We start from the raw sequence: 21,881 nt of genomic DNA, 5'->3' as shown, positions 1-21,881 counted from the left end.
GCTTCGGCAGTCCGGCGATCCCGCTCGAAACCGCTGCGCGAACGAACAGGCTCCGTGTCCGCATTGTCAGCGGGCGCCCTTGGGAGTGAATGTCATGGAGAACAGCCAGGATTCCGCTGCTTCCCTGCTGGAGGTGCGTGGGATCAGCAAGAGCTTTGGCGCCGTGCGTGCGTTGCAGGAGGTCGACTTCACGCTTCGCGCCGGCGAGATCCATGCGCTGCTTGGTGAGAACGGCGCGGGCAAGTCCACGCTGATCAAGGTCGTCACGGGCGTATTTCCGCGCGATGCCGGCATCGTCAGACTGGGCGGCGAAGAGGTCGCGCCGCGCTCGGCCAAGGCGGCGGTTCAGGCCGGCATTGCGACGGTCTACCAGGAAGTCAATTTGCTGCCGAATCTCTCGGTGGCGCAGAACCTGTTCCTGGACCGGCAGCCGACGCGCTTCGGCGTCGTGCGCGAGGGCGAGATGCGACGGCGCGCGAAGTCGCTGCTCGCGGATTTCGGTCTCGACATCGACGTATCAGCGCCGCTTGGCAATTACTCGGTGGCGATCCAGCATGTCACCGCGATCGCGCGCGCCGTCGATCTCTCCGCGCGCGTGCTGATCCTGGACGAGCCGACCGCGAGCCTCGACCGCCATGAGGTCGAGATCCTCTTTCGCATCATGCGTCAGCTTGCCAAGCGCGGCATTGGCATCGTCTTCGTCAGCCATTTCCTCGACCAGGTCTACGAGATCTCCGATCGCATCACGGTTTTGCGAAATGGTCGCCTGGTCGGCGAGCGCGAGACCGCGTCGCTGTCGCGGCTCGAGCTGATCCGGATGATGCTCGGCCGCGAACTGGCCGAGACCACCAGCGCGCGGACCGCGACGCGCGAGCATCAGGCCCGCGAAGTCTGCGCGAGCTTCGAGAACTATGGCAAATCAGGCTATGTCGCGCCGTTCAATCTCGAGCTGCGCCATGGCGAGGTCGTCGGTCTCGCCGGCCTGCTCGGCTCGGGCCGGACCGAGACGGCGCGGCTGGTGTTCGGCGCCGAGCGCGCCGATCGCGGACAGGCGAGGGTGGAAGGCGCGCCTGTCCGGCTTCAGTCGCCGCGCGACGGGGTGCGTCACGGCTTTGGCTATTGCCCTGAGGAGCGCAAGACCGACGGCATCGTCGCCGAGCTCACCGTCCGCGAGAACATCGTGCTCGCGCTCCAGGCTAAGCGCGGTTTGCATCGGCCGCTGTCGCGACGCGAGCAGGACGAGATCGCAAGCCGTTACGTCAAGATGCTCGACATCCGTCCGCCCGATCCGGAGCGTCCCGTCTGCCTGCTCTCCGGCGGCAATCAGCAGAAGGTCCTGTTGGCACGGTGGCTTGCGACTTCGCCGCGGCTGCTCGTGCTGGACGAGCCGACCCGCGGCATCGATGTCGGTGCGCATGCCGAGATCATCCGCCTGATACGCGAGCTCTGCGACGACGGGCTCGCGCTGCTCGTGATCTCCTCCGAGCTCGACGAGATCGTGACCTATTCGGACCGGGTCGTGGTGCTGCGCGAACGCGCGCATGTCGAAGAGCTCGCCGGCGAGGCGATCGATGTCGGCAACATTCTCGCGGCCATTGCGGCCGACGGCGCCGCGACAGCGCATGAGGGCTGGGCATGACCGCGCTGTTGCCGCGCCGCGGCCTTGCCCAGATCCTCGCGTTGATCGTCATCCTGGCGGTCGATCGCGTGGTGTCGCCGCAATTCTTCGATCTGCGCCTCCAGGACGGCCGGCTGTTCGGCAGCCTGATCGACGTGCTCAACCGCGGCACGCCGGTGGCGCTGCTCTCGCTCGGCATGGTCCTGGTGATCGCGACGCGCGGCATCGATCTGTCAGTTGGCGCTGTGATGGCGATCTCGGGCGCGATCGCGGCGAGCCTCGCCGACAACCACAGTCTGGTCGTGGTGCTGGCGGCTGCGCTCGGCGCGGGCCTGATCTGCGGATTGTGGAACGGATTTCTCGTTGCGGTGCTCGGCATGCAGCCGATCGTGGCGACCTTGATCCTGATGGTGGCGGGGCGCGGCATCGCCCAGCTCATTACCGAAGGCCGCATCGTGACCTTCTCCTCGCCCGATCTGGTCTGGCTCGGCAATGGCTCTATCCTCGGCCTGCCGGTGCCGGTCGCGATTGCGCTGGGCATGCTGATCCTCACCGGCGCGGTGGTGCGCGGCTCGGCACTCGGACTGCTGATCGAGGCCACTGGCGGCAATGCGCGGGCAAGCGAGCTCGCCGGCGTCGGCACGCGCGCGATGATTTTGGCGGTCTATGTCTGGTGCGGCGTTTGCGCTGCGCTTGCCGGCGTCATCGCGGCGGCCGACATTATGGGCGCGGATGCCAACAATGCCGGCCTCTGGCTTGAGCTTGATGCCATCCTCGCGGTGGTGATCGGCGGCACCTCCCTGTTCGGCGGCCGCTTCAGTCTCGTGCTGGCCGTACTCGGCGCGCTGATCATCCAGACCATGAACACGGGCATTCTGCTGTCGGGCTATCCGCCGGAGTTCAATTTGCTGGTCAAGGCGGTGGTGGTGCTCGCCGTGCTGCTGCTGCAATCGCCGAAGCTGTCCGGCTTTGCCGGCGCCGTGGCGCGGCTGCGGAGGACCAAGGCATGAAAGGCCTGCCGCCCGTCCTCATCACGGCGATCGTGCTCGTCGCCGGATTCGCGCTCTGCGCGATGCAGTTTCCCAACATCGCCTCCACCCGCGTGGTCGGCAATCTCCTCACCGACAACGCCTTCCTCGGCATCGTCGCGACCGGCATGACCTTCGTCATCATTTCCGGCGGCATCGATCTCTCGGTCGGCTCGGTGATCGGCTTCACCACGGTGTTCGTCGCGCTGGCGATCGAGCGCTGGGGAATGCCGCCCCTGGTCGCCTTCGTCGCCATTCTCGCGCTCTCGGCCGCCTTCGGAGCGGCGATGGGCGCGGTGATCCACGTCTTCGATTTGCCGCCTTTCATCGTGACGCTCGCCGGCATGTTCTTGGCCCGGGGTGCCAGCTTCCTGCTCTCGACGGAATCGGTGCCGATCACAGCACCGGTCTATTCCACCGTGTCGGACTTCGCACTGCGACTACCCGGCGGCGGGCGGCTGACGGCGGTCGCGATCATCATGCTTGCGATCGTGATCGGCGGCGCATTGCTGCTGCAGCTCACCCGGTTCGGCGCCAATGTCTATGCGCTCGGCGGCAGCCGGGCGACCGCTAGCCTGATGGGCGTCGCCGTCGGCAAGATGACGGTGAAGATCTACATGCTGTCGAGCCTGCTCGCCGGCATCGCCGGCATCGTCTTCTCCTTTTACACCAGCGCCGGCTATTCGCTGTCCGCCGTCGGCGTCGAGCTTGACAGCATCGCGGCCGTCGTGATCGGCGGCACGCTGCTCACGGGCGGTCAGGGCTCGGTGATCGGCACCTTCCTCGGCGTGCTGATCCAGGGCATGATTCAGACCTACATCAATTTCGACGGGACACTGTCGAGCTGGTGGACCAAGATCGCGACCGGCGTGCTGCTGTTCGCCTTCATCGCCTTGCAACAAGGATTGGTCGCGCTCGCGCGCCGGCCTGTGGCAAAGCGCGCGGGAGCAGTCTCATGACCACCTCGCGCATCCTCGTCATCCCGACGCGCCGGGCGCACTCCAATCACGCGGAGGTGGCCCGTTCGATCGGCGTTGACATCATTGCCGGCCGCTACGCGGAGGGAACGCGCCTGCCTGGCGATGCCGAAATGATTGCGATGTTCGGGGTGTCGCGGCCGGTATTGCGGGAGAGCGTGAAGACGCTGGTCGCCAAGGGTCTGCTCACCACCAAGGCCCGCGTCGGCACTGTCGTGCGCGAACGCGTCGCCTGGAACATGTTCGACGCCGACGTGCTGGCCTGGCACCTGGACGCCGGGATCGACAAGCGTTTCCTCAACGACCTCGCCGAGATCCGCCTTGCGGTCGAGCCGCGCGCGGCGATGCTGGCGGCGGCGCAGCGGTCGGAGCAGGATCTGTCCGAGCTCCGGCGCTGCATGGAGCGGATGCGACTTGAAGCCTCCGACTCCGTTGGCTTCGCCGATGCCGACCTCGCGCTCCACGTCGCCGTCGCGCGCGCCTCCGGAAATCTGTTCATGCGCTCGATCGGGCACGTCATCGAGGCTGCGTTGCGCGCCTCATTCCTGCTCAGCGCACCGGTCGAACCGGAGGACCGCGACACCGTTCTGCTCTGGCATCAGAAGATCGTCGATGCCATCGCCGCCGGTGATGCCACGACTGCGGCGGAGGCGATGGTCTACGTCATTCACAACGGCATGCGCCGCCACGAGGGTACAGTGATCGAGACTGTACCGGCCGAAGCGCTGCCGTCCGCGGAAGCTGGAGAAACATCGTGACTGAACTTCGCATCGCCATCGTCGGCTTCGGCAAGATCGCGCGGGACCAGCATGTCGGCGCCATTGCAGCGGTTCCCGGCGCGACGCTGGCCGCCGTCGCCAGCCGCAATGCCTCGTTGCCGGATCTGCCGCATTTCGCGACCATCGAGGAGCTGCTGGAAAAAGGTCCGCCGATCGACGCGGTGTCGCTCTGCACGCCGCCTCAAGTGCGCCGCGCCCAGGCGGTCGCAGCGCTGAGGGCCGGCAAGCACGTCATGCTGGAGAAGCCGCCCGGCGCCGGCGTTGCCGAGCTCGATCCGCTGATCGCGATGGCGGGTGAGACCAAGCGAACGCTGTTTGCGACCTGGCATTCGCGCCATGCGCCGGCAGTCGAGCCTGCGCGCGAGTGGCTCGCCGCGCGCCGCATCCGTTCCGTGCACGTCAACTGGAAAGAGGACGTCCGCGTCTGGCATCCCGGGCAGGCATGGATCTGGGAGCCGGGCGGGCTCGGGGTGTTCGATCCCGGCATCAATGCGCTGTCGATCCTGACCAGGATCCTGCCGAAGCCCGTGTTCGTCAACGCGGCCGAGCTCGCCTTCCCCGCCAATTGCCAGGCGCCGATCGCCGCGAAGCTGACGCTGACCGACATCGACGGCCTACCTGTGACCGCCGAGTTCGACTTCCGCCAGACCGGGCCGCAGAGCTGGGATATCCTCGTCGAAACCGACCAGGGCCGGATGACGCTATCACGCGGCGGGCGGATCATGGCGATCGACGGCAAGACCGTTGCCGAGGCGCCCGATGAGGAATATCGGGAGCTTTACCGGCACTTCGTCGCGCTCGCCGCGACAGGCGCGAGCGACGTCGATTTGGCGCCGCTTCGTCTCGTCGCGGACGCCTTCCTGCTCGGCAGGCGCACGATCGTCGAACCGTTTGTGGGTTGATCATGGCTGGATCGAAAACAGAAAGAGACGTGTTCGGAACGCTGCCGGACGGCCGCAAGGTGGACCGCATCGTGCTGCGCGGCGAGGGCGGGTTCGAGGCGCGCATCATCACCCATGGTGCAGTCTTGCAGGCCTTGATCGCGCCGGACGGCAAGGGCGGCCACGACGACGTCGTGCTCGGCCATGATGGGTTTGCCGGCTATCTCGCCGAACGAAAGTTCTTCGGCGCCACCGTCGGCCGCTACGCCAATCGCATCGCCAACGGACAATTTTCGCTGGACGGCGAGACGGTGCAGCTTCCCGTCAACAACGGTCCGAATGCGCTGCATGGCGGCCTCGACGGCTTCGACCGCAAGCTCTGGGACATTGCGGAGGTCGACGATGGCGCCGAGCCCGCGGTCACGCTGACCTACACGAGCTCGCATGGCGAGGAAAACTATCCCGGTCGGCTCGATGTGCGCCTGACCTATCGTGTTACCGGCCCGGCTGAGCTATCCCTGATCATGGAGGCGCGGACCGACCGGCCGACCATCGTCAACCTGACCAACCACAGCTTCTTCAATCTGGAGGGCGCGACATCAGGCACGCCCATTCTCGATCACAAGCTGACGGTCGCGGCCGGGCATTTCCTCGCGATCGACCCCACGGCCATTCCGTTGCCGGAGCCGCCGCGCAGCGTTGCCGGCACGCCGTTCGATTTCCGGGAGCCTCGGCCGATCGGCGAGCGCATCCGCGAGAGCGACCAGCAATTGCGCAACGGCAGGGGCTACGACCATACCTACTGTCTCGCGCGCGACGGTAAGCTCAGTCTCGCGGCGCGACTGGAGGCGCCGCGCTCGGGGCGCATCATGGAGCTGTTCACCGATCAGCCCGGTCTGCAGGTCTATTCGGGCAATTATCTCGACGGCACGATTTCGGGCAAGGGCGGCAAGCTCTACCGGCAGTCGGACGCGATGTGCCTGGAGCCGCATATCTGGCCGGACGCACCGAACCGGCCGGATTTCCCGAGCCCGCGCCTAGCGCCCGGCGAGGTCTATCGCCATCATACGGTCTATCGCTTTGCGGTGAGGGCGTCCTGATGGAACAGGTGCCGACCTCGGTTCTTTCGGACGATCCTTGCCATCTCGGCGAGGGGCCGACCTATGACGTGACCACGGACACCGCCTGGTGGTTCGATATCCGGGAGGGGCGACTGTTCGAGGCGCAGCTCGACAGCGGCAGCATTCGCGTTCATGCGCTGGGCCGGATGGCGAGCGCGCTTGGGCGGATCGATGCCGAAAGGCAGTTGATCGTCGCGGAAGACGGCCTCTATATCCGCAAAATTGCCGACGGCGCGATGAGGCTGCTCTGTCCGCTTGAAGCCGACAATCCCGCGACCCGCTCCAACGATGCCCGCGTGCATCCCTCCGGCACGTTCTGGATCGGCACTATGGGTCGGAAGGCGGAAGCAGGGGCAGGCGCGATCTACGCGTTCCATCACGGCGAGATATCGATGCTGTTTCCGCGCATCAGCATTCCCAACTCGATCTGCTTCTCGCCCGATGGCGCCACGGGCTACTTCGCCGACACGGCGCGCGCGGTGCTCTACGCGGTGCCGCTCAATCCCGTCACCGGCCTGCCGCGCGGCGAGCCGGAGGTGCTGCTGCGCCACACCGGCGTTGGCGGCCTCGACGGTTCGGTGTGCGATGCCGACGGGCAGATTTGGAACGCGTGCTGGGGCGCGAGCCGCATCGACGTCTACTCTCCGCAAGGCGAACGCCTGCGTTCGCTGAGCGTGCCGGCAAAGCAGGCGAGCTGCCCCGCTTTTGTCGGTCCTGGTCTGTCGCGTCTCCTCGTCACCTCGGCCTGGCAGGACATGGATGCGGCGGCGCGTGCCGCCGATCCGCAAGCCGGCTACACCTTCCTGTTGGAGGCCACCGCGCGCGGTCGCGCGGAGCCTGACGTCAAGCTCGCATAGGAGGCTAGAAGCCGCACACCAAATTTCTCGACGACACGAAAAAACAGTCTGACATCCAAGGGAGTGAAACATGTTGAAACTGAAGACGACCTTCCTCGCGCTGGCGCTGGCCGGCGCTGCGACGATGGCCGCGGGCGTCACCGCCTCGGCCCAGGACAAAGCAACAGTCGGCATCGCCATGCCGACTAAATCGTCGGCGCGCTGGATCGACGATGGCAACAATATGGTGAAGGTGCTGAAGGAGCGCGGCTACAACACCGACCTGCAATATGCCGAGGACGACATTCCGAACCAGCTCTCGCAGGTCGAGAACATGGTGACCAAAGGCGCGAAAGCGCTGGTGATCGCCGCGATCGACGGCACCACGCTCTCCGACGTGCTCAAGCAGGCGAAAGCAAAAGGCATCACCGTGATCGCCTATGACCGCCTGATCCGCGGCACGCCGAACGTCGACTATTACGCCACCTTCGACAATTTCCAGGTTGGCGTGCTCCAGGCCGAATCGATCGTGCAGGGCCTCGGTCTTAAGGACGGCAAGGGCCCGTTCAACATCGAGCTGTTCGGCGGCTCGCCCGACGACAACAACGCTTACTTCTTCTACAACGGCGCGATGAGCGTGCTGAAGCCGTACATCGACAGCGGCAAGCTCGTCGTCGTCTCCGGTCAGATGGGCATGGATAAAGTCGCGACGTTGCGCTGGGACGGCGCCACCGCGCAGGCCCGCATGGACAATCTGCTCAGTGCCTACTACGGCAACAAGAAGGTCAACGCGGTGCTGTCGCCGTATGACGGCCTGTCGATCGGCATCATCTCCTCACTGAAGGGCGTCGGTTATGGCAGCGCCGGCCAGCCGATGCCTATCATCTCGGGCCAGGATGCCGAGGTGCCCTCGATCAAGGCGATGCTGCGCGGCGACCAGTATTCGACCATCTTCAAGGACACCCGCGATCTCGCCAAGGTGACCGCCGACATGGTCGACGCTGCGCTTGCCGGCAAGCAGGTCACCGTGAACGACACCAAGACCTACGAGAACGGCGCCAAGACCGTGCCGTCCTATCTGCTCAAGCCGGTCGTGGTCTACAAGGACAATTGGGAGAAGGTCCTGGTCGACAGCGGCTACTACAAGAAGTCGCAGTTCCAGTAGGCTTCTTTTCTTTTCCCTCTCCCCGCTTGCGGGGAGAGGGTTAGGGTGAGGGGAAGCCTCCGCGAGGAAGGAAGCAGTGCGTCTCGCGGAGACTCCCCCTCACCGGATCGCATCGAACGATGCGATCCGACCTCTCGCCGCGAGCGGGGAGAGGTGATCTAACACTGATTGAGGGACGTGAAATCATGACCGCAATGCTGGAGATGCGTAACGTCAGCAAGAGCTTTTCCGGTGTGCAGGCGCTGCGTGATGTCAACTTCTCGGTTGAAGCCGGGCAGATCCACGCCCTCGTCGGCGAGAACGGTGCCGGCAAGTCCACGCTGATGAAGGTCCTGAGCGGCGTCTACCCGGCCGGCAGCTACGAGGGCACCATCATCTTCGATGGCGAGGAGCGCCGCTTCCGCGACATCAACGATTCCGAGGCGCTCGGCATCATCATCATTCATCAAGAGCTCGCGCTGATCCCGCTGATGTCGATTGCCGAAAACATCTTCCTATCGCATCCGCCGTCAAAGCTTGGCGTCATCGACCGCGACGAGGTGTATCGGCGCACGCGCGACCTGCTCGCGCAGGTCGGCCTCAAGGAATCGCCGGATACGCTGATCACCGATCTCGGCGTCGGCAAGCAACAGCTGGTCGAGATCGCCAAGGCGCTGTCCAAGCGGGTGCGGATGCTGATCCTGGACGAGCCGACCGCGAGCCTCAACGAGGCCGACAGCGCCGCACTGCTGGAGCGGCTGATGGCGTTCCGCGCGCAGGGCATCGGCTCGATCCTGATCTCGCACAAGCTGAACGAGGTCGCCAAGGTCGCCGACCACATCACGGTGCTGCGCGACGGCCGCACCGTCGACAGCATCGATTGCCACGCCGAGCCGATCCAGGAAGACCGCATCATCCGCAGCATGGTCAACCGCGATCTCGCCCACCGCTTTCCGGAGCGCAGCGCAAAGATCGGCGAGCCCGTTCTCACCGTCGAGAGCTGGTCGGTCTACCATCCCATCCATCCCGAGCGGCAGGTGATCAAGAACGTCGATTTCAGCGTGAAGCGCGGCGAAGTCGTCGGCATTGCCGGATTGATGGGCGCCGGCCGCACCGAATTCGCCATGAGCCTGTTTGGCCGGTCGTGGGGCACCACGATCAGCGGTCGCATCCGGCTCGAGGGTCATGAGATCGTGCTGCCCAACGTGGCGGCCGCGATCGACGCCGGCCTTGCCTATGTCACGGAGGACCGCAAGCAGCTAGGGCTGATCCTCGCCGACGACGTCCGCAAGAACATCACGCTCGCAAGCCTCGACCAGGTCGCTCCTCGCCGCGTCATCGACGACATTGCCGAGCTGAAGGTCGCCAGCGACTACCGCAACCGGATGCGCATCCGCTGCTCCGACGTCTATCAGGAGACCAGCCAGCTCTCCGGCGGCAACCAGCAAAAGGTCGTGCTGTCGAAATGGCTGATGACCGACCCCAAGGTCTTGATCCTGGACGAGCCGACCCGGGGCATCGACGTCGGTGCCAAATACGAGATCTACTGTATCATCAACGAGCTTGCAGAAGCCGGCCGTGGCGTGGTGGTGATCTCCTCGGAGATGCCCGAGCTACTCGGCATCTGCGACCGCATCTGTGTCATGAACGACGGCGCCTTCGTCGGCGAGTTCAAGGGACGTGATGCGACGCAGGAAAAGATCATGCGCGCCATCATGCGCAACGACAGAAATTATGGAAGCAGCGCCCTTGCGGGTGCGGAGATGGGAGGATCGCAGCCATGACCGACAAGACGGTTTCGCTGCCCGAGGAGGGCCGGCACGGCAGCTTCATCAAGAACAATCTGCGCAATTACGGCATGCTGATGTCGCTGATCGCGATCATGCTGTTCTTCCAGGTCATGACTGGCGGCACGCTGCTGCAGCCGCTCAACCTGACCAATCTGGTGCTCCAGAACAGCTACATCGTCATCATGGCGCTCGGCATGCTGCTCGTCATCGTCACCGGCCATATCGACCTCTCGGTCGGCTCGGTCGCGGGCTTCGTCGGCGCGGTGGCTGCCGTGCTCATGGTGACCTACAAGGTAGACTACACGCTCGCCTTTATCGCCTGCCTGCTGCTGGGCGCGGCGATCGGCGCCGCGCAGGGCTATTGGGTGGCCTATTTCAAGATACCGTCCTTCATCGTGACGCTGGCCGGCATGCTGGTGTTCAAGGGCCTCGCGCTTGCGGTATTGCAAGGCCAGTCACTAGGACCGTTCCCGGCCACCTTCCAGAAGCTGTCCTCCGGCTTCATTCCGGAGATGCTGCCCGAGGCCGGCACGCTGCATCCGACGTCGATGCTGGTCGGTGCGGTGCTCGCGCTCGGCCTCGTCTACGCCAGCGCCAAGGGGCGCTCGCGCGAGCAGCTGCACGGCATCGAGGTCGAGCCTTACGCGTTCTTCCTCGGCAAGAGCATTCTCCTGGCTTGCGCTGTGCTCTATTTCACCTATCTGATCGCCTCGCATCGCGGTCTGCCGAACGTGCTGGTCATCATGACCGCGCTGATCGCGCTGTACGGTTTCGTCACCCGCCGCACCGTCATCGGTCGGCAGGTCTACGCGGTTGGCGGCAATGCGAAAGCGGCAAGCCTGTCGGGCATCAAGACGGAACGGTTGACCTTCCTCACCTTCGTCAACATGGGCGTGCTCGCTGCGCTCGCCGGCCTCGTCTTCGCCGCGCGCCTCAACACAGCAACGCCGAAGGCGGGCCTCGGCTTCGAGCTCGACGTCATCGCGGCCTGCTTCATCGGCGGCGCCTCGGCCTATGGCGGTGTCGGCCGCGTCGGTGGCGCCGTGGTCGGCGCCATGATCATGGGCGTGATGAACAACGGCATGTCCATCCTCGGCATCGGCATCGACTATCAGCAGGTCATCAAGGGCCTGGTCCTGCTCGGGGCGGTGTGCATCGACGTTTATAATCAGCGGAGATGAGGCTGCCGCCGACTACGATCGGCTTCAGTGAGCTATTGCTCAACAGGTGAGCATATGATCGAATGGCCGAATGGATCCTGGTCAGTTCGATCTCATTATCTTCGATTGCGACGGTGTGCTCGTCGACAGCGAGCTGTTGAGCTGTCAATGCCTGTCGGACGAGCTGTCCGAATCCGGGATATCGCTGACACTTGCACAAGCGCTGGAGCTGTTCCTTGGACGAAGCACGAGCGCAATTACTCGGCATTATCGCGAGCTCGGCCACGCAATGCCGGTCGATTTTCCGTCCCGGCTGAAGTCGCGCGTGTTGATGGCGTTCGAAAAGGCGCTTCATCCGGTTTCTGATGTCGATATGATCTTGTCGGGCCTGCGGGCACCATTCTGCGTGGCTTCCTCCAGCGACATCGACCGTGTCGCGCTCTCCCTTGACGTCACCGGCCTGCGGGCGCATTTCGGCGACCGGATCTACACCGCGCAGATGGTCAGGCACGGCAAGCCGGCGCCCGATCTCTTTCTGTACGCGGCCGAGCAGATGGGCGCGCAACCTGCGCGCACGCTGGTGATCGAGGATAGTCCGAGCGGCGTGCAGGCGGGCAAGGCGGCCGGCATGACGGTCTGGGGATTTGCCGGCGGCAGCCATTATCGCGGACGCGACGGGCAGGCTATACTGTCGGGTGCGGGGGCCGACCGGGTCTTCGCGCGCATGATCGATTTCTGGAAGGACGCCTGACGCCTGCCATGGCCGCCGAGAACGAAAAGTCCAGGCTCGACGACGCTGCGCGTGCCGGCTGGCTCTATTTCATTGCCGGTCACACCCAGGACGAGATCGCGAAGATGCTCCAGGTGTCGCGCGCGTCGGCGCAGCGGCTGGTGTCGCTATGTCTCGCCGAGCGGCTCATCACCTTCCGGCTCGAACATCCCATCGCCGCGTGCATGGAGCTGGCGGCGCGGTTGAAGGAACGTTTCGACCTTGCCCATTGCGAGGTGGTGCCGGCTGATCCCGCCGCGCCGCAGGCCACAGCGGGCATTGCCGAACGCTGCGCCAACCTGCTCGATTCCACCCTGCGTTCGGAAACGCCCGTCATCGTCGCGCTCGGGACGGGACGCGCCGTGCGCGCCGCGGTCGAGCGCGTCACGCCGATCGACCGGCCCAATCACCAGATCGTCTCGCTCGTCGGCAACATCTCCGCCGACGGTTCTGCGAGCTTCTACGATACCGTCGGCCGGCTCGCCGATCGCACCGGCGCACGGCATTACCCGATGCCGCTACCGTTCCTGATGTCGTCCGAGGACGAGCGCAACAAGATGGTCCGGATCGAGCCGATCGCGAAGGTGAAGGCGGTCGCGGAGAAGGCGGATTTGCGCCTCGTCGGCATCGGCCAGATGGACCAGAAGGCGCAGGTCCATGTCGACGGCTTCGTCACCCGCGACGAATTGTTCGAGATGATGCGGCAAGGGGCGATCGGCGAGATCACGGGCTGGGCCTATGATTCCAAGGGCCGCCTGCTGAAGGCCGGCACCAACAAACGGTTGACCAGCATTCCGCCGGAGGTCCCGGCGAAGACCACGACGATCGGCGCCGCCGTCGGCGCAGCCAAGGTGCCGGCGATCGCGGCGGCGCTGAATGGGCGGCTGATCAACGCTCTGATTACGGACGAGGCGACCGCAAGGGCGATTCTGGAGCGCTGAGGCGGTTCGTCGTTTCCCGCGCGGGGCGCGAGGCAGGGATTTCGCCACCCACGCCGCTGTCGTCGTCCGCGACCCGGCTACGCCAAGGCTTCGCCGGGGTTGAGGTCTGGGGGCGCCGAAGGTTTAGCGAAGGCGGCAGGCGGACGATCCAGGACGCCGCAGCGCCGCTTGAGGCAAACCGACAGACGGCACGGAGTACTGGATGCCCCTTCGCGGGGCATGACGGGGAGGGCGACGCACGAGCTCCCCCGCATCGCAGCACTCATAAGTTGCCGAAACGTCCGCGCGCCTGCTTGACAACGGCCCGCCCTCAGCCGAACATACGCCCAACGCGTGGGCATATGCTCAAAAGCGCGAGCTTAGGGAGGTCACCGTGAAACACGTCCTCGGCGCCGTCTGTGGCGCGTCTGTCCTGCTGGCTGTCCCCGCGATGGCCGAAACGACCCTGACGATTGCCACCGTGAACAACGGCGACATGATCCGCATGCAGGGGCTGACGGGTGAATTCACCAAGAAGAACCCCGATATCAGCGTCAAATGGGTGACGCTGGAAGAGAACGTGCTGCGCCAGCGCGTCACCACCGACATCGCCACCAAGGGCGGCCAGTTCGACGTCCTCACCATCGGCACTTACGAGGTGCCGATCTGGGCCAAGAAGGGTTGGCTGGTGCCGCTCGCCAATCTCGGCGCCGACTACGACGTCGCCGACCTCCTGCCCAAGATCAAGGATGCGGTCTCGGTCGACGGCAAGCTCTACGCCGCGCCATTCTACGGCGAGAGCTCGATGGTGATGTACCGCACCGACCTGTTCGACAAGGCCGGCCTCAAGATGCCGGAAAGCCCCACCTGGGATTTCGTCGTCGACGCCGCCAAGAAGCTCACCGACAAGAGCGCCGGCGTCTACGGCATCTGCCTGCGCGGCAAGGCCGGCTGGGGCGAGAACATGGCGTTCCTCTCCGCCATGGCCAATTCCTACGGCGCGCGCTGGTTCGACGAGAAGTGGCAGCCGCAGTTCAACACGCCGGAATGGAAGGCGACGCTCACGACCTATGTCGACCTGATGAAGCAGGCCGGCCCTCCCGGTGCGAGCTCGAACGGCTTCAACGAGAACCTCGCGCTGTTCAATGCCGGCAAGTGCGCAATGTGGATCGATGCCACCGTCGCGGCGTCGTTCGTCACCAACCCGAAGGACTCCAAGGTCGCCGACAAGGTCGGCTTCGCGCTGGCGCCCAACACCGGGCTCGGCAAGAACGCCAACTGGCTGTGGGCCTGGAGCCTCGCAATTCCCGCCGGCTCGAAGAAGGCCGAAGCCGCCGAGAAGTTCATCGCTTGGGCCACCAGCAAGGATTACACCAAGGTCGTGGCTGCGAAGGAGGGCTGGGCGAACGTGCCGCCGGGCACCCGAACCTCGCTCTACCAAAACCCTGATTATCTGAAGGTCGCCCCGTTCGCCAAGCTGACGCTGGCCTCGATCGATGCCGCCGATCCGAACAAGCCGACGGTGAAGCCGGTGCCCTACGTCGGCGTGCAATATGCGGCCATCCCCGAATTCCAGGGCATCGGTACGCAGGTGGGCCAGCAATTCTCGGCCGCGCTTGCGGGATCGATGACGGTCGATGCCGCGCTCACCGCGGCGCAATCTTCAACCGAGCGCGAGATGAAGCGCGCGGGTTACATCAAGTGAGCTCGAGCTCTCCCTCCTGAGCTCAGACTTGCGGCCATCCACCGCTCCAGGTGGATGGCCGCCTTCTTCCCGCAAGCGGAGAAGCCAAGAATGGCAACCCGGCAGACGCAGCTTCTCGCACGGACGCTCCTGACGCCGGCCGTCGGGCTGCTGTTCATCTGGATGATCGTCCCGCTCGCGTTGACGATCTATTTCTCGACGCTGCATTACAGCTTACTCGATCCCGGCTCGGAAGCGTTCGTCGGGCTGGAAAACTTCCGCTACTTCCTCACCGACCCCGCGTTCCTCGCCTCGCTCCAGAACACGCTGGTGCTGGTCGGCTCGGTGCTGGCGCTGACCGTCCTGCTCGGAGTTCCGCTGGCGCTATTGCTCGACCAGCCGGTGATCGGCCTCAACATCGTGCGGTTGATGGTGATCGCGCCGTTCTTCGTGATGCCGACGGTGAGCGCGCTGGTCTGGAAGAACCTGCTGATGCATCCTGTGTCCGGGCTGTTTGCCTGGATCGCCTCGCTGTTCGGGTTGACGCCGATTGACTGGTTTACCGACGCGCCGCTGCTCGCCGTGATCCTGATCGTGTCCTGGCAATGGCTGCCGTTCGCGACCCTGATTTTGCTCACCGCGATGCAGTCGCTCGACGAGGAGCAGAAGGAAGCCGCTGAAATGGACGGTGCCAGCGCGGTCTCGACCTTCATCTACATCACGCTGCCGCACCTCGCGCGCCCCGTCACGGTGGTGATCCTGATCGAGACGATCTTCCTGCTCACCGTCTTTGCCGAGATCTACGTCACCACGGGCGGCGGCCCGGGACTCTCGACCACCAACATCGCCTTCCTGATCTATTCGCAGGCACTGATCCAGTACGATGTCGGTACTGCCTCGGCAGGCGGCCTCGTCGCTGTCGTGATCGCCAACGTTGTTGCCTTTTTCCTCGTCCGTATCGTCGGTCGCAACCTGGAGGCATAAGACATGGCGCGTACGGCGACGAGGCAGCGGGTGGTGGTCTCGACCATCGGGGCGTGGTTCTTCGGCTTCCTGATCTTCTTCCCGATCCTCTGGATGGTATTGGCGAGCTTCAAGACCGAGCTCGAGGCTTTCGCGATCCCGCCGTCCTTCCTGTTCTTCCACTGGACCGCGGAAAACTACGCGACGGTGCAGGAGCGCAGCGATTATGTCCTCCACGCGATGAACTCGATCATCATCGCCGGCGGCTCGACCTTGATCGCGCTTTTGATCGCGATCCCCGCGGCCTGGTCGATGGCGTTCTCGCCGACCAAGCGCACCAAGGACATCCTGCTCTGGATGCTCTCGACCAAGATGATGCCGCCGGTCGGCGTGCTGGTGCCGATCTACCTGATCTACAAGTCATTCGGCCTGCTCGATTCCCGCATCGGCCTCGTCTTCATCCTGTGTCTCGGAAACTTGCCGATCGTGATCTGGATGCTGTTCACATATTTCAAGGAGATTCCGCGCGACATCCTGGAAGCCGCGCGCATGGACGGCGCCACCATCGGCCGCGAGCTGATCTACGTGCTGACGCCGATGGCGATCCCGGGGCTCGCATCGACCATGCTGCTGAACCTGATCCTGGCCTGGAACGAGGCGTTCTGGACGCTCAATCTGTCGACCTCGAACGCTGCGCCGCTCACCACGTTCATCGCGTCCTATTCGAGCCCGGAAGGGCTGTTCTGGGCAAAGCTGTCGGCGGCTTCCACGTTGGCGATCGCGCCCATTCTCGTCCTCGGTTGGTTCAGCCAGAAGCAGCTCGTGCGCGGGCTCACCTTTGGCGCGGTAAAGTAGGAAGGGCTGCCGGATCATGGGTCAGATCACACTTCAGGACGTGCAGAAATCCTTCGGCCCCGTGCACATCATCAAGGGCGCGGACCTGGAGATCGCCGATGGGTCGTTCGTGGTGTTCGTGGGGCCGTCGGGCTGCGGCAAGACCACGCTCTTGCGGCTGATCGCGGGGCTAGAGGACGTCTCCGGCGGCAAGATCCTGATCGACGGCAAGAACGTGGTCGACACGCCGCCGGCCAAGCGCGGGCTCTCGATGGTGTTCCAGTCCTATGCGCTCTATCCGCATATGAGCGTGCGCGGCAACATCGGCTTCGGCCTGAAGATGGCGGGGCTGGCCAAGGACGAGATCAACCGTAAGGTCGAGGCCGCCGCCGCAACGCTGAACCTCACGCCCTATCTCGATCGCAAGCCGCGCGAGCTCTCCGGCGGCCAGCGCCAGCGCGTCGCGATCGGGCGTGCCATCGTCCGCGAGCCCAAGGCGTTTTTGTTCGACGAGCCGCTCTCCAACCTCGACGCGGCGCTGCGCGTGCAGATGCGGATCGAGGTGACGCGGCTCCAGAAGCAGCTCGGCACCACCGCGATCTATGTCACCCACGACCAGGTCGAGGCCATGACCATGGCCGACAAGATCGTGGTGCTCAACGGCGGCAAGATCGAGCAATACGGCTCGCCGCTGGAGCTCTACGAGAAGCCGGCCAACCTCTTCGTCGCCGGCTTCATCGGCTCGCCCAAGATGAACTTCGTGACCGGCGAGCACGCCTTGCAGAAGGCCGCAGCAACGATCGGCGTACGGCCTGAGCATCTCAAGATCGAGCGCGACGGTGCCGGCGGCTGGCAGGGAACGATCGCGGTGGCCGAGCATCTCGGCAGCGACACCTTCCTTTATGTCGATGCCGGCCCGCTCGGCATGCTGACGGCGCGCTACATCGGTGAGTTGAGCCTGCACGCCGGCGACCATGTATCGCTGGTGCCGGAGCCAGCGCGCATCCATCGCTTCGACGCAAGCGGCAACGCCATCCGGGGCTGACAAGAAACGGCAAGAATCGGGAAAAGCAACATGTACCTGGAAAAATTCAAGCTGAACGGCAAGACCGCGTTCATCACCGGCGGCGGGCAAGGCATCGGCTTCGCCTGCGCCGAAGCGCTGGCTGAAGCCGGCGCCAGGGTCGTCATCGGCGATCGCGACAGTAAGGTCGCCGACAGTGCAAAAGCCAGCCTGAAGGCGAAGGGGTATGACGCCGAGACGGCGATCATGGACGTCACCGATACCAAGCGCGTGGCGGAAGTGGCCAACGACGTCGTTGCCCGGCACGGCAAGGTGGACATCCTCGTCAACAACGCCGGCATCGCCCGCAGCGAGACGCCGGCAGAGACCGTGACCGACGAGCACTGGCTCAATGTGATCGACGTCAATCTCAACGGCACCTTCTGGTGCTGCCGCGAATTCGGCAAGCACATGCTCAAGGCGAAGAGCGGCGCCATCGTCAATGTCGGCTCGATGTCCGGCTTCATCGTCAACAAGCCGCAGGAGCAGTGCTTCTACAATGCGTCCAAAGCCGGCGTGCACCATCTGACGAAATCGCTCGCCGCAGAATGGGGGGCGCGCGGCATCCGCGTCAATGCGGTGGCGCCGACCTATATCGAGACGCCGCTCAACGCCTTCGTGAAGAGCAATCCGAGAATGTACGACGCCTGGATCGGTGGAACCCCGATGGCGCGGATGGGGCAGGTCGAGGAGATCGCCTCCGTGGTGCTCTTTCTCTCGTCCGAGGCCGCGAGCCTGATGACCGGCAGCATCGTGCTGGTGGATGGCGGCTACACTTGCTGGTAGGCTTGCGTCAAAACTGACGAGAGCTTCCGGGGGCGACAATGCCGCGAGCGTATATCGGCGTCGATGTAGGGACCACAAGCACGCGGGCAGGGGTGTTCGACGAGGCGGGCACCTTGCTGGCTATCGCACGGCATCCGATCAGGATATGGCCCGAGGCCGGTGACATCGTCGAACAGTCGTCCCAGGATATCTGGGACGCTTGCACGGCGTCGGTGCGGGCCGCGATGGCGGAAGCTGCAATCGCGCCCGACAGCGTCGGCGGTATCGGTTTCGACGCCACCTGCTCCCTCGTGGTGCTCGACCGGCAAGGCGAGCCGCTCACCATCAGCGCGTCCGGCGACCGGCAGCGCAACGTCATCGTCTGGATGGATCACCGCGCCACGGCCGAGGCGCGGCTGATCAACGAAACCGGTGATGCCGTGCTGCGCTATGTCGGCGGCTCGATCTCGCCCGAGATGGAGATGCCGAAACTGCTGTGGCTGAAGCGGCACATGCGCACGAGCTTCGACGCCGCAGGGCACTTCTTCGATCTGGCGGATTACCTGACTTGGCGCGCCACCGGCTCGCTGCAACGCTCGACCTGCACGGTCACTTGCAAATGGAACTACCTCGCGCATGACGGCGGTGGCTGGAGCGCGCCATTCTTCAAGCGCATCGGCCTGTCGGACTTCGTCAACGAGAAATACGCCCGCATCGGCACCGAGATCGTCGCGCCTGGCACGCGGCTCGGCGCCGGTCTAACCGGTACGGCAGCTGCCGATCTCGGCTTGTCACCGGGCACGCCGGTCGGAGCGTCCCTGATTGATGCCCATGCCGGCGGCATCGGCGCCATCGGCGGCCGCGATGAATCGGAGGGCGCGACAGATGTCTGCGACCGCCTCGCCTACATCATGGGAACGTCGGCCTGCATCATGGCGACGACGAAAGAACCGTGCTTCGTACCGGGCGTGTGGGGTCCTTACTATTCGGGCATGGTACCAAATTTCTGGCTCAACGAGGGCGGGCAGTCGGCTGCGGGCGCTGCGATCGACCATCTTCTCAAGTCGCATCCCGGCCACGCCGAGGCGAGTGTGGCGGCGCGCAGCGAGGGCCTCGACCTCATCGAGTTTCTCGAGCGCCGCATCATCGCGCGCGCAGGCGGCGCCAGCCGCGCCGTGCTGCTGGCCCGCAACGTCCATGTGCTTCCTGAGTTCATCGGCAACCGCTCGCCCTATGCCGACCCTGACACGCGCGCGGTGATCGCGGGCCTCGATCTCGACACCGACATCGCCTCGATGGAACGGCTGTTCGTCGCCGGTCTGTGCGGGCTCGCCTATGGGCTTGCCGAGGTGATCGAGGCCTTTGCCGCGCATGGCGTCCATTCCAGCATCATGATCATGGGCGGCGGCGCCAGCCGCAGTCCGCTGGTGCGGCAGATCATGGCGGATACGACTGGCCTCACCGTGGCGCTGCCGCAGACCAGGGAGCCCGTGCTGCTCGGCGCCGCGATGCTCGGCGCAGTCGCCGGCGGCGCCTATGCCTCGATCGGCGAAACCATGGCCAAGATGTCGGCGCTGGGACGGAAGAGCGAGCCCACTACGCCCGACATTGCCGCCTTTCACGCCCGCAAGCGCGAGGTCTACAAGTTGCTGCGCGAGGTCGATCGCGGCAGCCGCGCGGCGATGCGTGGAATGGCCGGAGGTTGAAACGGATGTTGATTTCCTGCGGCGACGCGCTGATCGATTTTGTCCCGACGCGAAATACCGACAGGCGCGAAGCGGTGATGCCGGCGGTCGGCGGCTCCTGCCTCAACGTCGCAATCGGCATGGCGCGGCTCGGCGCGCCGACCGGCTTTGTCGGCGGGATCTCGACGGACATGTTCGGGCGCATGATTACCGACCACGCCGCTGCATCCAATGTCGAGCTCGGTCTCGCCACCCGCAGCGATCAGCAGACCACGCTCGCCTTTGTTCGTATCATCGCGGGAGAGTCGCATTATGCCTTCTATGACGCCGAGACCGCGACGCGGAATTGGACCTACCGGCGCGGCTCTATTCCCTTCGATACGGTCGAAGTTCTCCATGTCGGCTCGACCACGCTGGTCAACGACCAGGGCGCGACCGAGACCATGGCCCTGATCGCGGACGCACGAGCGTCCTCGACAATCTCCTTTGATCCGAATTGCCGGCCCAACCTCGTGAAGGACAAGCCGGCTTATCTCGCCCGCATGGCCGAGTTTGCCGGCTGTGCCGATCTCATCAAGATGTCAGACGTCGATTTTACCTATCTGTTCGCCGACGAGCCGTATCACCAGCGTGCGAGCACGCTGCTTGCACGCGGCGCGAGCCTCGTCGTCATCACCCGTGGCGACAACGGTGCGATCGCGTGGCATGCGGGGGCAGGGCAGATCGAGGTCGCCGCCCCCAAGGTCGTGGTCGCCGACACCATCGGCGCGGGTGACAGTTTTCAGGCGGCGTTGTTGTTCGCCCTGCACAAGCAGGGACGCCTCGCCCGACAGCAACTGAAGGATATCGGCGCGGACGAGCTTCGCGGTGCACTATCCTTTGCTGCCAATTGCGCCGGTCTCACCTGCACCCGTCCCGGTGCCGATCCGCCGTGGAGTCACGAGATTATCTGGAGCTTGTAGCGTCGCGTCACAGCGGTGCCACGACCTTCTCGGCGCATTTGAGGAAGGTCCGGATCAGCGGGCTGTGAGAATCCCGCCGCCAGCAGACCGCGATGTCGATGGAATCGGTCGCATCCCGCAACGGCCGGAACACGATGCCGCGCGGCGCCGCGAGCTGGGCGCAGGCGGGCAGGATGGCGAGGCCTTCACCGGCGAGAACCAGGTTCATCGCCGAATGCACTGTCTCTACCCGGCTCGCAATCGGCATCACGATCTGATGCCGCCGCAGCAGGGCCGCGACCGCGGAGGAGGAGGGGTCCCGCTCCGGCGGCGGCAACGCGATCAGCGGACGGCCTTGTAGTCGTGTCATTGACACCGCGCTCAGGCGCGCAAGCGGCGAACGGTTTCGCACCGCCAGCACGAACGGCTGCGCGCCGATTCGGGCCACCTGGATCTCGGGATGGTGGATCGCCGGCATGCACAGCGCGACCGTGACGCTGCGGTCGAGCAGACGCGGCTCGCGCGTCGTGGCACTGAGCTCGGCGAAATCGAGATCGACGCCGGGAACGGATCGCCGCAACTCGGGGATGAGACGCGGCAGCATCGCGTTCGCCAGTACGAACATGTAGCCGACGGACAGCCGACCACGGCTGCCGGCCGCGACCGCGCGCGCGGCCTCGATGCCGTCGGCCGCCAGCGCCAGCGCCTCGCCGGCGCGCGCCAGCAGCGCCTGGCCCGCTTCGGTCAAATCCATGCCGCGCGTGCCGCGGCGGAACAGCGGCGCGCCGACCTCGGCCTCCAGCTTGCGGATTTGGACCGAGAGCGGCGGGGGGGGCCGCCCCCCCCCCCCCGCCCCCCCCCCCCCCCCGGCCGGCCCCCCCCCCCCCCCCAAAAAACGGGGGCGGGGCGAGTACAATTGGGAT

General features: G+C 65.1%; 20 protein-coding genes. 19 read left to right on the top strand and 1 reads right to left on the bottom strand.

Going from position 1 to position 21,881, the window contains the following annotated elements:
• The first annotated feature begins 94 nt into the window (after positions 1-94).
• From AC0L23_RS20250 to AC0L23_RS20160, 19 genes are all read left to right on the top strand, one after another.
• Positions 95-1,639, top strand: coding sequence for a sugar ABC transporter ATP-binding protein (locus AC0L23_RS20250; RefSeq protein WP_473357356.1), 1,545 nt, complete (start codon positions 95-97; stop codon positions 1,637-1,639).
• The gene (locus AC0L23_RS20245; RefSeq protein WP_473357355.1) at positions 1,636-2,628 is read left to right on the top strand and encodes an ABC transporter permease; all 993 of its coding nucleotides are present in this window, start codon (positions 1,636-1,638) and stop codon (positions 2,626-2,628) included. Before AC0L23_RS20250 ends, AC0L23_RS20245 begins: the two co-directional genes overlap by 4 nt.
• Complete coding sequence (gene yjfF, locus AC0L23_RS20240; protein WP_247393855.1) at positions 2,625-3,605, top strand: galactofuranose ABC transporter, permease protein YjfF; 981 nt, start codon at positions 2,625-2,627, stop codon at positions 3,603-3,605. Before AC0L23_RS20245 ends, yjfF begins: the two co-directional genes overlap by 4 nt.
• Positions 3,602-4,381 (top strand): FadR/GntR family transcriptional regulator, encoded by a 780-nt coding sequence (locus AC0L23_RS20235; RefSeq protein WP_085362413.1) that lies wholly within the window; start codon positions 3,602-3,604, stop codon positions 4,379-4,381. Before yjfF ends, AC0L23_RS20235 begins: the two co-directional genes overlap by 4 nt.
• Positions 4,378-5,304, top strand: coding sequence for a Gfo/Idh/MocA family protein (locus AC0L23_RS20230; RefSeq protein WP_018458622.1), 927 nt, complete (start codon positions 4,378-4,380; stop codon positions 5,302-5,304). The genes AC0L23_RS20235 and AC0L23_RS20230 overlap by 4 nt, the downstream gene beginning before the upstream one ends.
• Before the next feature lie 2 nt (positions 5,305-5,306).
• Complete coding sequence (locus AC0L23_RS20225) at positions 5,307-6,383, top strand: aldose epimerase family protein (RefSeq protein ID WP_473357354.1); 1,077 nt, start codon at positions 5,307-5,309, stop codon at positions 6,381-6,383.
• Positions 6,383-7,261 (top strand): SMP-30/gluconolactonase/LRE family protein, encoded by an 879-nt coding sequence (locus AC0L23_RS20220; protein ID WP_473357353.1) that lies wholly within the window; start codon positions 6,383-6,385, stop codon positions 7,259-7,261. The genes AC0L23_RS20225 and AC0L23_RS20220 overlap by 1 nt, the downstream gene beginning before the upstream one ends.
• Positions 7,262-7,331: 70 nt before the next feature.
• Positions 7,332-8,405 (top strand): multiple monosaccharide ABC transporter substrate-binding protein, encoded by a 1,074-nt coding sequence (chvE, locus tag AC0L23_RS20215; RefSeq protein ID WP_007593237.1) that lies wholly within the window; start codon positions 7,332-7,334, stop codon positions 8,403-8,405.
• A gap of 185 nt (positions 8,406-8,590) precedes the next feature.
• A complete protein-coding gene (gene mmsA, locus AC0L23_RS20210; RefSeq protein WP_085395495.1) occupies positions 8,591-10,168 on the top strand; it encodes a multiple monosaccharide ABC transporter ATP-binding protein in 1,578 nt (525 codons plus the stop codon).
• Positions 10,165-11,355, top strand: a complete 1,191-nt coding sequence (gene mmsB, locus AC0L23_RS20205; protein WP_007608442.1) for a multiple monosaccharide ABC transporter permease — start codon at positions 10,165-10,167, stop codon at positions 11,353-11,355. Before mmsA ends, mmsB begins: the two co-directional genes overlap by 4 nt.
• Positions 11,356-11,425: 70 nt before the next feature.
• Positions 11,426-12,085, top strand: coding sequence for an HAD family hydrolase (locus AC0L23_RS20200; RefSeq protein WP_204510749.1), 660 nt, complete (start codon positions 11,426-11,428; stop codon positions 12,083-12,085).
• A gap of 8 nt (positions 12,086-12,093) precedes the next feature.
• Entirely contained in the window at positions 12,094-13,044 is a 951-nt protein-coding gene (locus tag AC0L23_RS20195) for a sugar-binding transcriptional regulator (RefSeq protein ID WP_085362417.1), read from the top strand.
• A gap of 430 nt (positions 13,045-13,474) precedes the next feature.
• Complete coding sequence (locus AC0L23_RS20190; RefSeq protein ID WP_018458630.1) at positions 13,475-14,728, top strand: ABC transporter substrate-binding protein; 1,254 nt, start codon at positions 13,475-13,477, stop codon at positions 14,726-14,728.
• A gap of 90 nt (positions 14,729-14,818) precedes the next feature.
• Positions 14,819-15,691, top strand: coding sequence for a carbohydrate ABC transporter permease (locus AC0L23_RS20185; RefSeq protein ID WP_085385945.1), 873 nt, complete (start codon positions 14,819-14,821; stop codon positions 15,689-15,691).
• Positions 15,692-15,694: 3 nt separating this feature from the next.
• On the top strand, positions 15,695-16,525 hold the full coding sequence (locus AC0L23_RS20180; RefSeq protein ID WP_085352347.1) for a carbohydrate ABC transporter permease: 831 nt from the start codon (positions 15,695-15,697) through the stop codon (positions 16,523-16,525).
• Between the two features lie 16 nt (positions 16,526-16,541).
• A complete protein-coding gene (locus AC0L23_RS20175; protein WP_247404421.1) occupies positions 16,542-17,549 on the top strand; it encodes an ABC transporter ATP-binding protein in 1,008 nt (335 codons plus the stop codon).
• Positions 17,550-17,579: 30 nt separating this feature from the next.
• Positions 17,580-18,353: an SDR family NAD(P)-dependent oxidoreductase gene (locus AC0L23_RS20170; RefSeq protein ID WP_018458634.1), complete on the top strand. Its 774-nt coding sequence runs from the start codon at positions 17,580-17,582 to the stop codon at positions 18,351-18,353.
• A 38-nt stretch (positions 18,354-18,391) separates the two neighbouring features.
• Positions 18,392-20,038: an FGGY-family carbohydrate kinase gene (locus AC0L23_RS20165; protein ID WP_247393845.1), complete on the top strand. Its 1,647-nt coding sequence runs from the start codon at positions 18,392-18,394 to the stop codon at positions 20,036-20,038.
• 5 nt (positions 20,039-20,043) lie between these two features.
• The gene (locus AC0L23_RS20160) at positions 20,044-20,979 is read left to right on the top strand and encodes a carbohydrate kinase family protein (protein ID WP_473357352.1); all 936 of its coding nucleotides are present in this window, start codon (positions 20,044-20,046) and stop codon (positions 20,977-20,979) included.
• Positions 20,980-20,986: 7 nt separating this feature from the next.
• Here the strand turns inward: AC0L23_RS20160 and AC0L23_RS20155 are convergent, their stop codons facing one another.
• A complete protein-coding gene (locus AC0L23_RS20155) occupies positions 20,987-21,874 on the bottom strand; it encodes a LysR family transcriptional regulator (RefSeq protein WP_473357369.1) in 888 nt (295 codons plus the stop codon).
• Positions 21,875-21,881 lie beyond the last annotated feature (7 nt).

This window comes from Bradyrhizobium sp. MI1.4 (genome assembly GCF_055811315.1).
Note: the sequence above shows the minus strand (reverse complement) of the source record. Positions and strands in the feature narration are given on the sequence as shown.

Excerpts from the sequence above, each read along its gene's own strand:
- AC0L23_RS20170 (WP_018458634.1), top strand. The coding sequence starts at position 17,580 with ATGTACCTGGAAAAATTCAAGCTGAACGGCAAGACCGCGTTCATCACC.
- chvE (WP_007593237.1), top strand. The coding sequence starts at position 7,332 with ATGTTGAAACTGAAGACGACCTTCCTCGCGCTGGCGCTGGCCGGCGCT.
- mmsB (WP_007608442.1), top strand. The coding sequence starts at position 10,165 with ATGACCGACAAGACGGTTTCGCTGCCCGAGGAGGGCCGGCACGGCAGC.
- AC0L23_RS20180 (WP_085352347.1), top strand. The coding sequence starts at position 15,695 with ATGGCGCGTACGGCGACGAGGCAGCGGGTGGTGGTCTCGACCATCGGG.
- AC0L23_RS20190 (WP_018458630.1), top strand. The coding sequence starts at position 13,475 with ATGGCCGAAACGACCCTGACGATTGCCACCGTGAACAACGGCGACATG.
- AC0L23_RS20225 (WP_473357354.1), top strand. The coding sequence starts at position 5,307 with ATGGCTGGATCGAAAACAGAAAGAGACGTGTTCGGAACGCTGCCGGAC.
- AC0L23_RS20195 (WP_085362417.1), top strand. The coding sequence starts at position 12,094 with ATGGCCGCCGAGAACGAAAAGTCCAGGCTCGACGACGCTGCGCGTGCC.
- AC0L23_RS20160 (WP_473357352.1), top strand. The coding sequence starts at position 20,044 with ATGTTGATTTCCTGCGGCGACGCGCTGATCGATTTTGTCCCGACGCGA.
- AC0L23_RS20220 (WP_473357353.1), top strand. The coding sequence starts at position 6,383 with ATGGAACAGGTGCCGACCTCGGTTCTTTCGGACGATCCTTGCCATCTC.
- AC0L23_RS20235 (WP_085362413.1), top strand. The coding sequence starts at position 3,602 with ATGACCACCTCGCGCATCCTCGTCATCCCGACGCGCCGGGCGCACTCC.
- AC0L23_RS20175 (WP_247404421.1), top strand. The coding sequence starts at position 16,542 with ATGGGTCAGATCACACTTCAGGACGTGCAGAAATCCTTCGGCCCCGTG.
- yjfF (WP_247393855.1), top strand. The coding sequence starts at position 2,625 with ATGAAAGGCCTGCCGCCCGTCCTCATCACGGCGATCGTGCTCGTCGCC.
- AC0L23_RS20200 (WP_204510749.1), top strand. The coding sequence starts at position 11,426 with ATGGATCCTGGTCAGTTCGATCTCATTATCTTCGATTGCGACGGTGTG.
- AC0L23_RS20165 (WP_247393845.1), top strand. The coding sequence starts at position 18,392 with ATGCCGCGAGCGTATATCGGCGTCGATGTAGGGACCACAAGCACGCGG.
- AC0L23_RS20250 (WP_473357356.1), top strand. The coding sequence starts at position 95 with ATGGAGAACAGCCAGGATTCCGCTGCTTCCCTGCTGGAGGTGCGTGGG.
- AC0L23_RS20245 (WP_473357355.1), top strand. The coding sequence starts at position 1,636 with ATGACCGCGCTGTTGCCGCGCCGCGGCCTTGCCCAGATCCTCGCGTTG.
- AC0L23_RS20185 (WP_085385945.1), top strand. The coding sequence starts at position 14,819 with ATGGCAACCCGGCAGACGCAGCTTCTCGCACGGACGCTCCTGACGCCG.
- mmsA (WP_085395495.1), top strand. The coding sequence starts at position 8,591 with ATGACCGCAATGCTGGAGATGCGTAACGTCAGCAAGAGCTTTTCCGGT.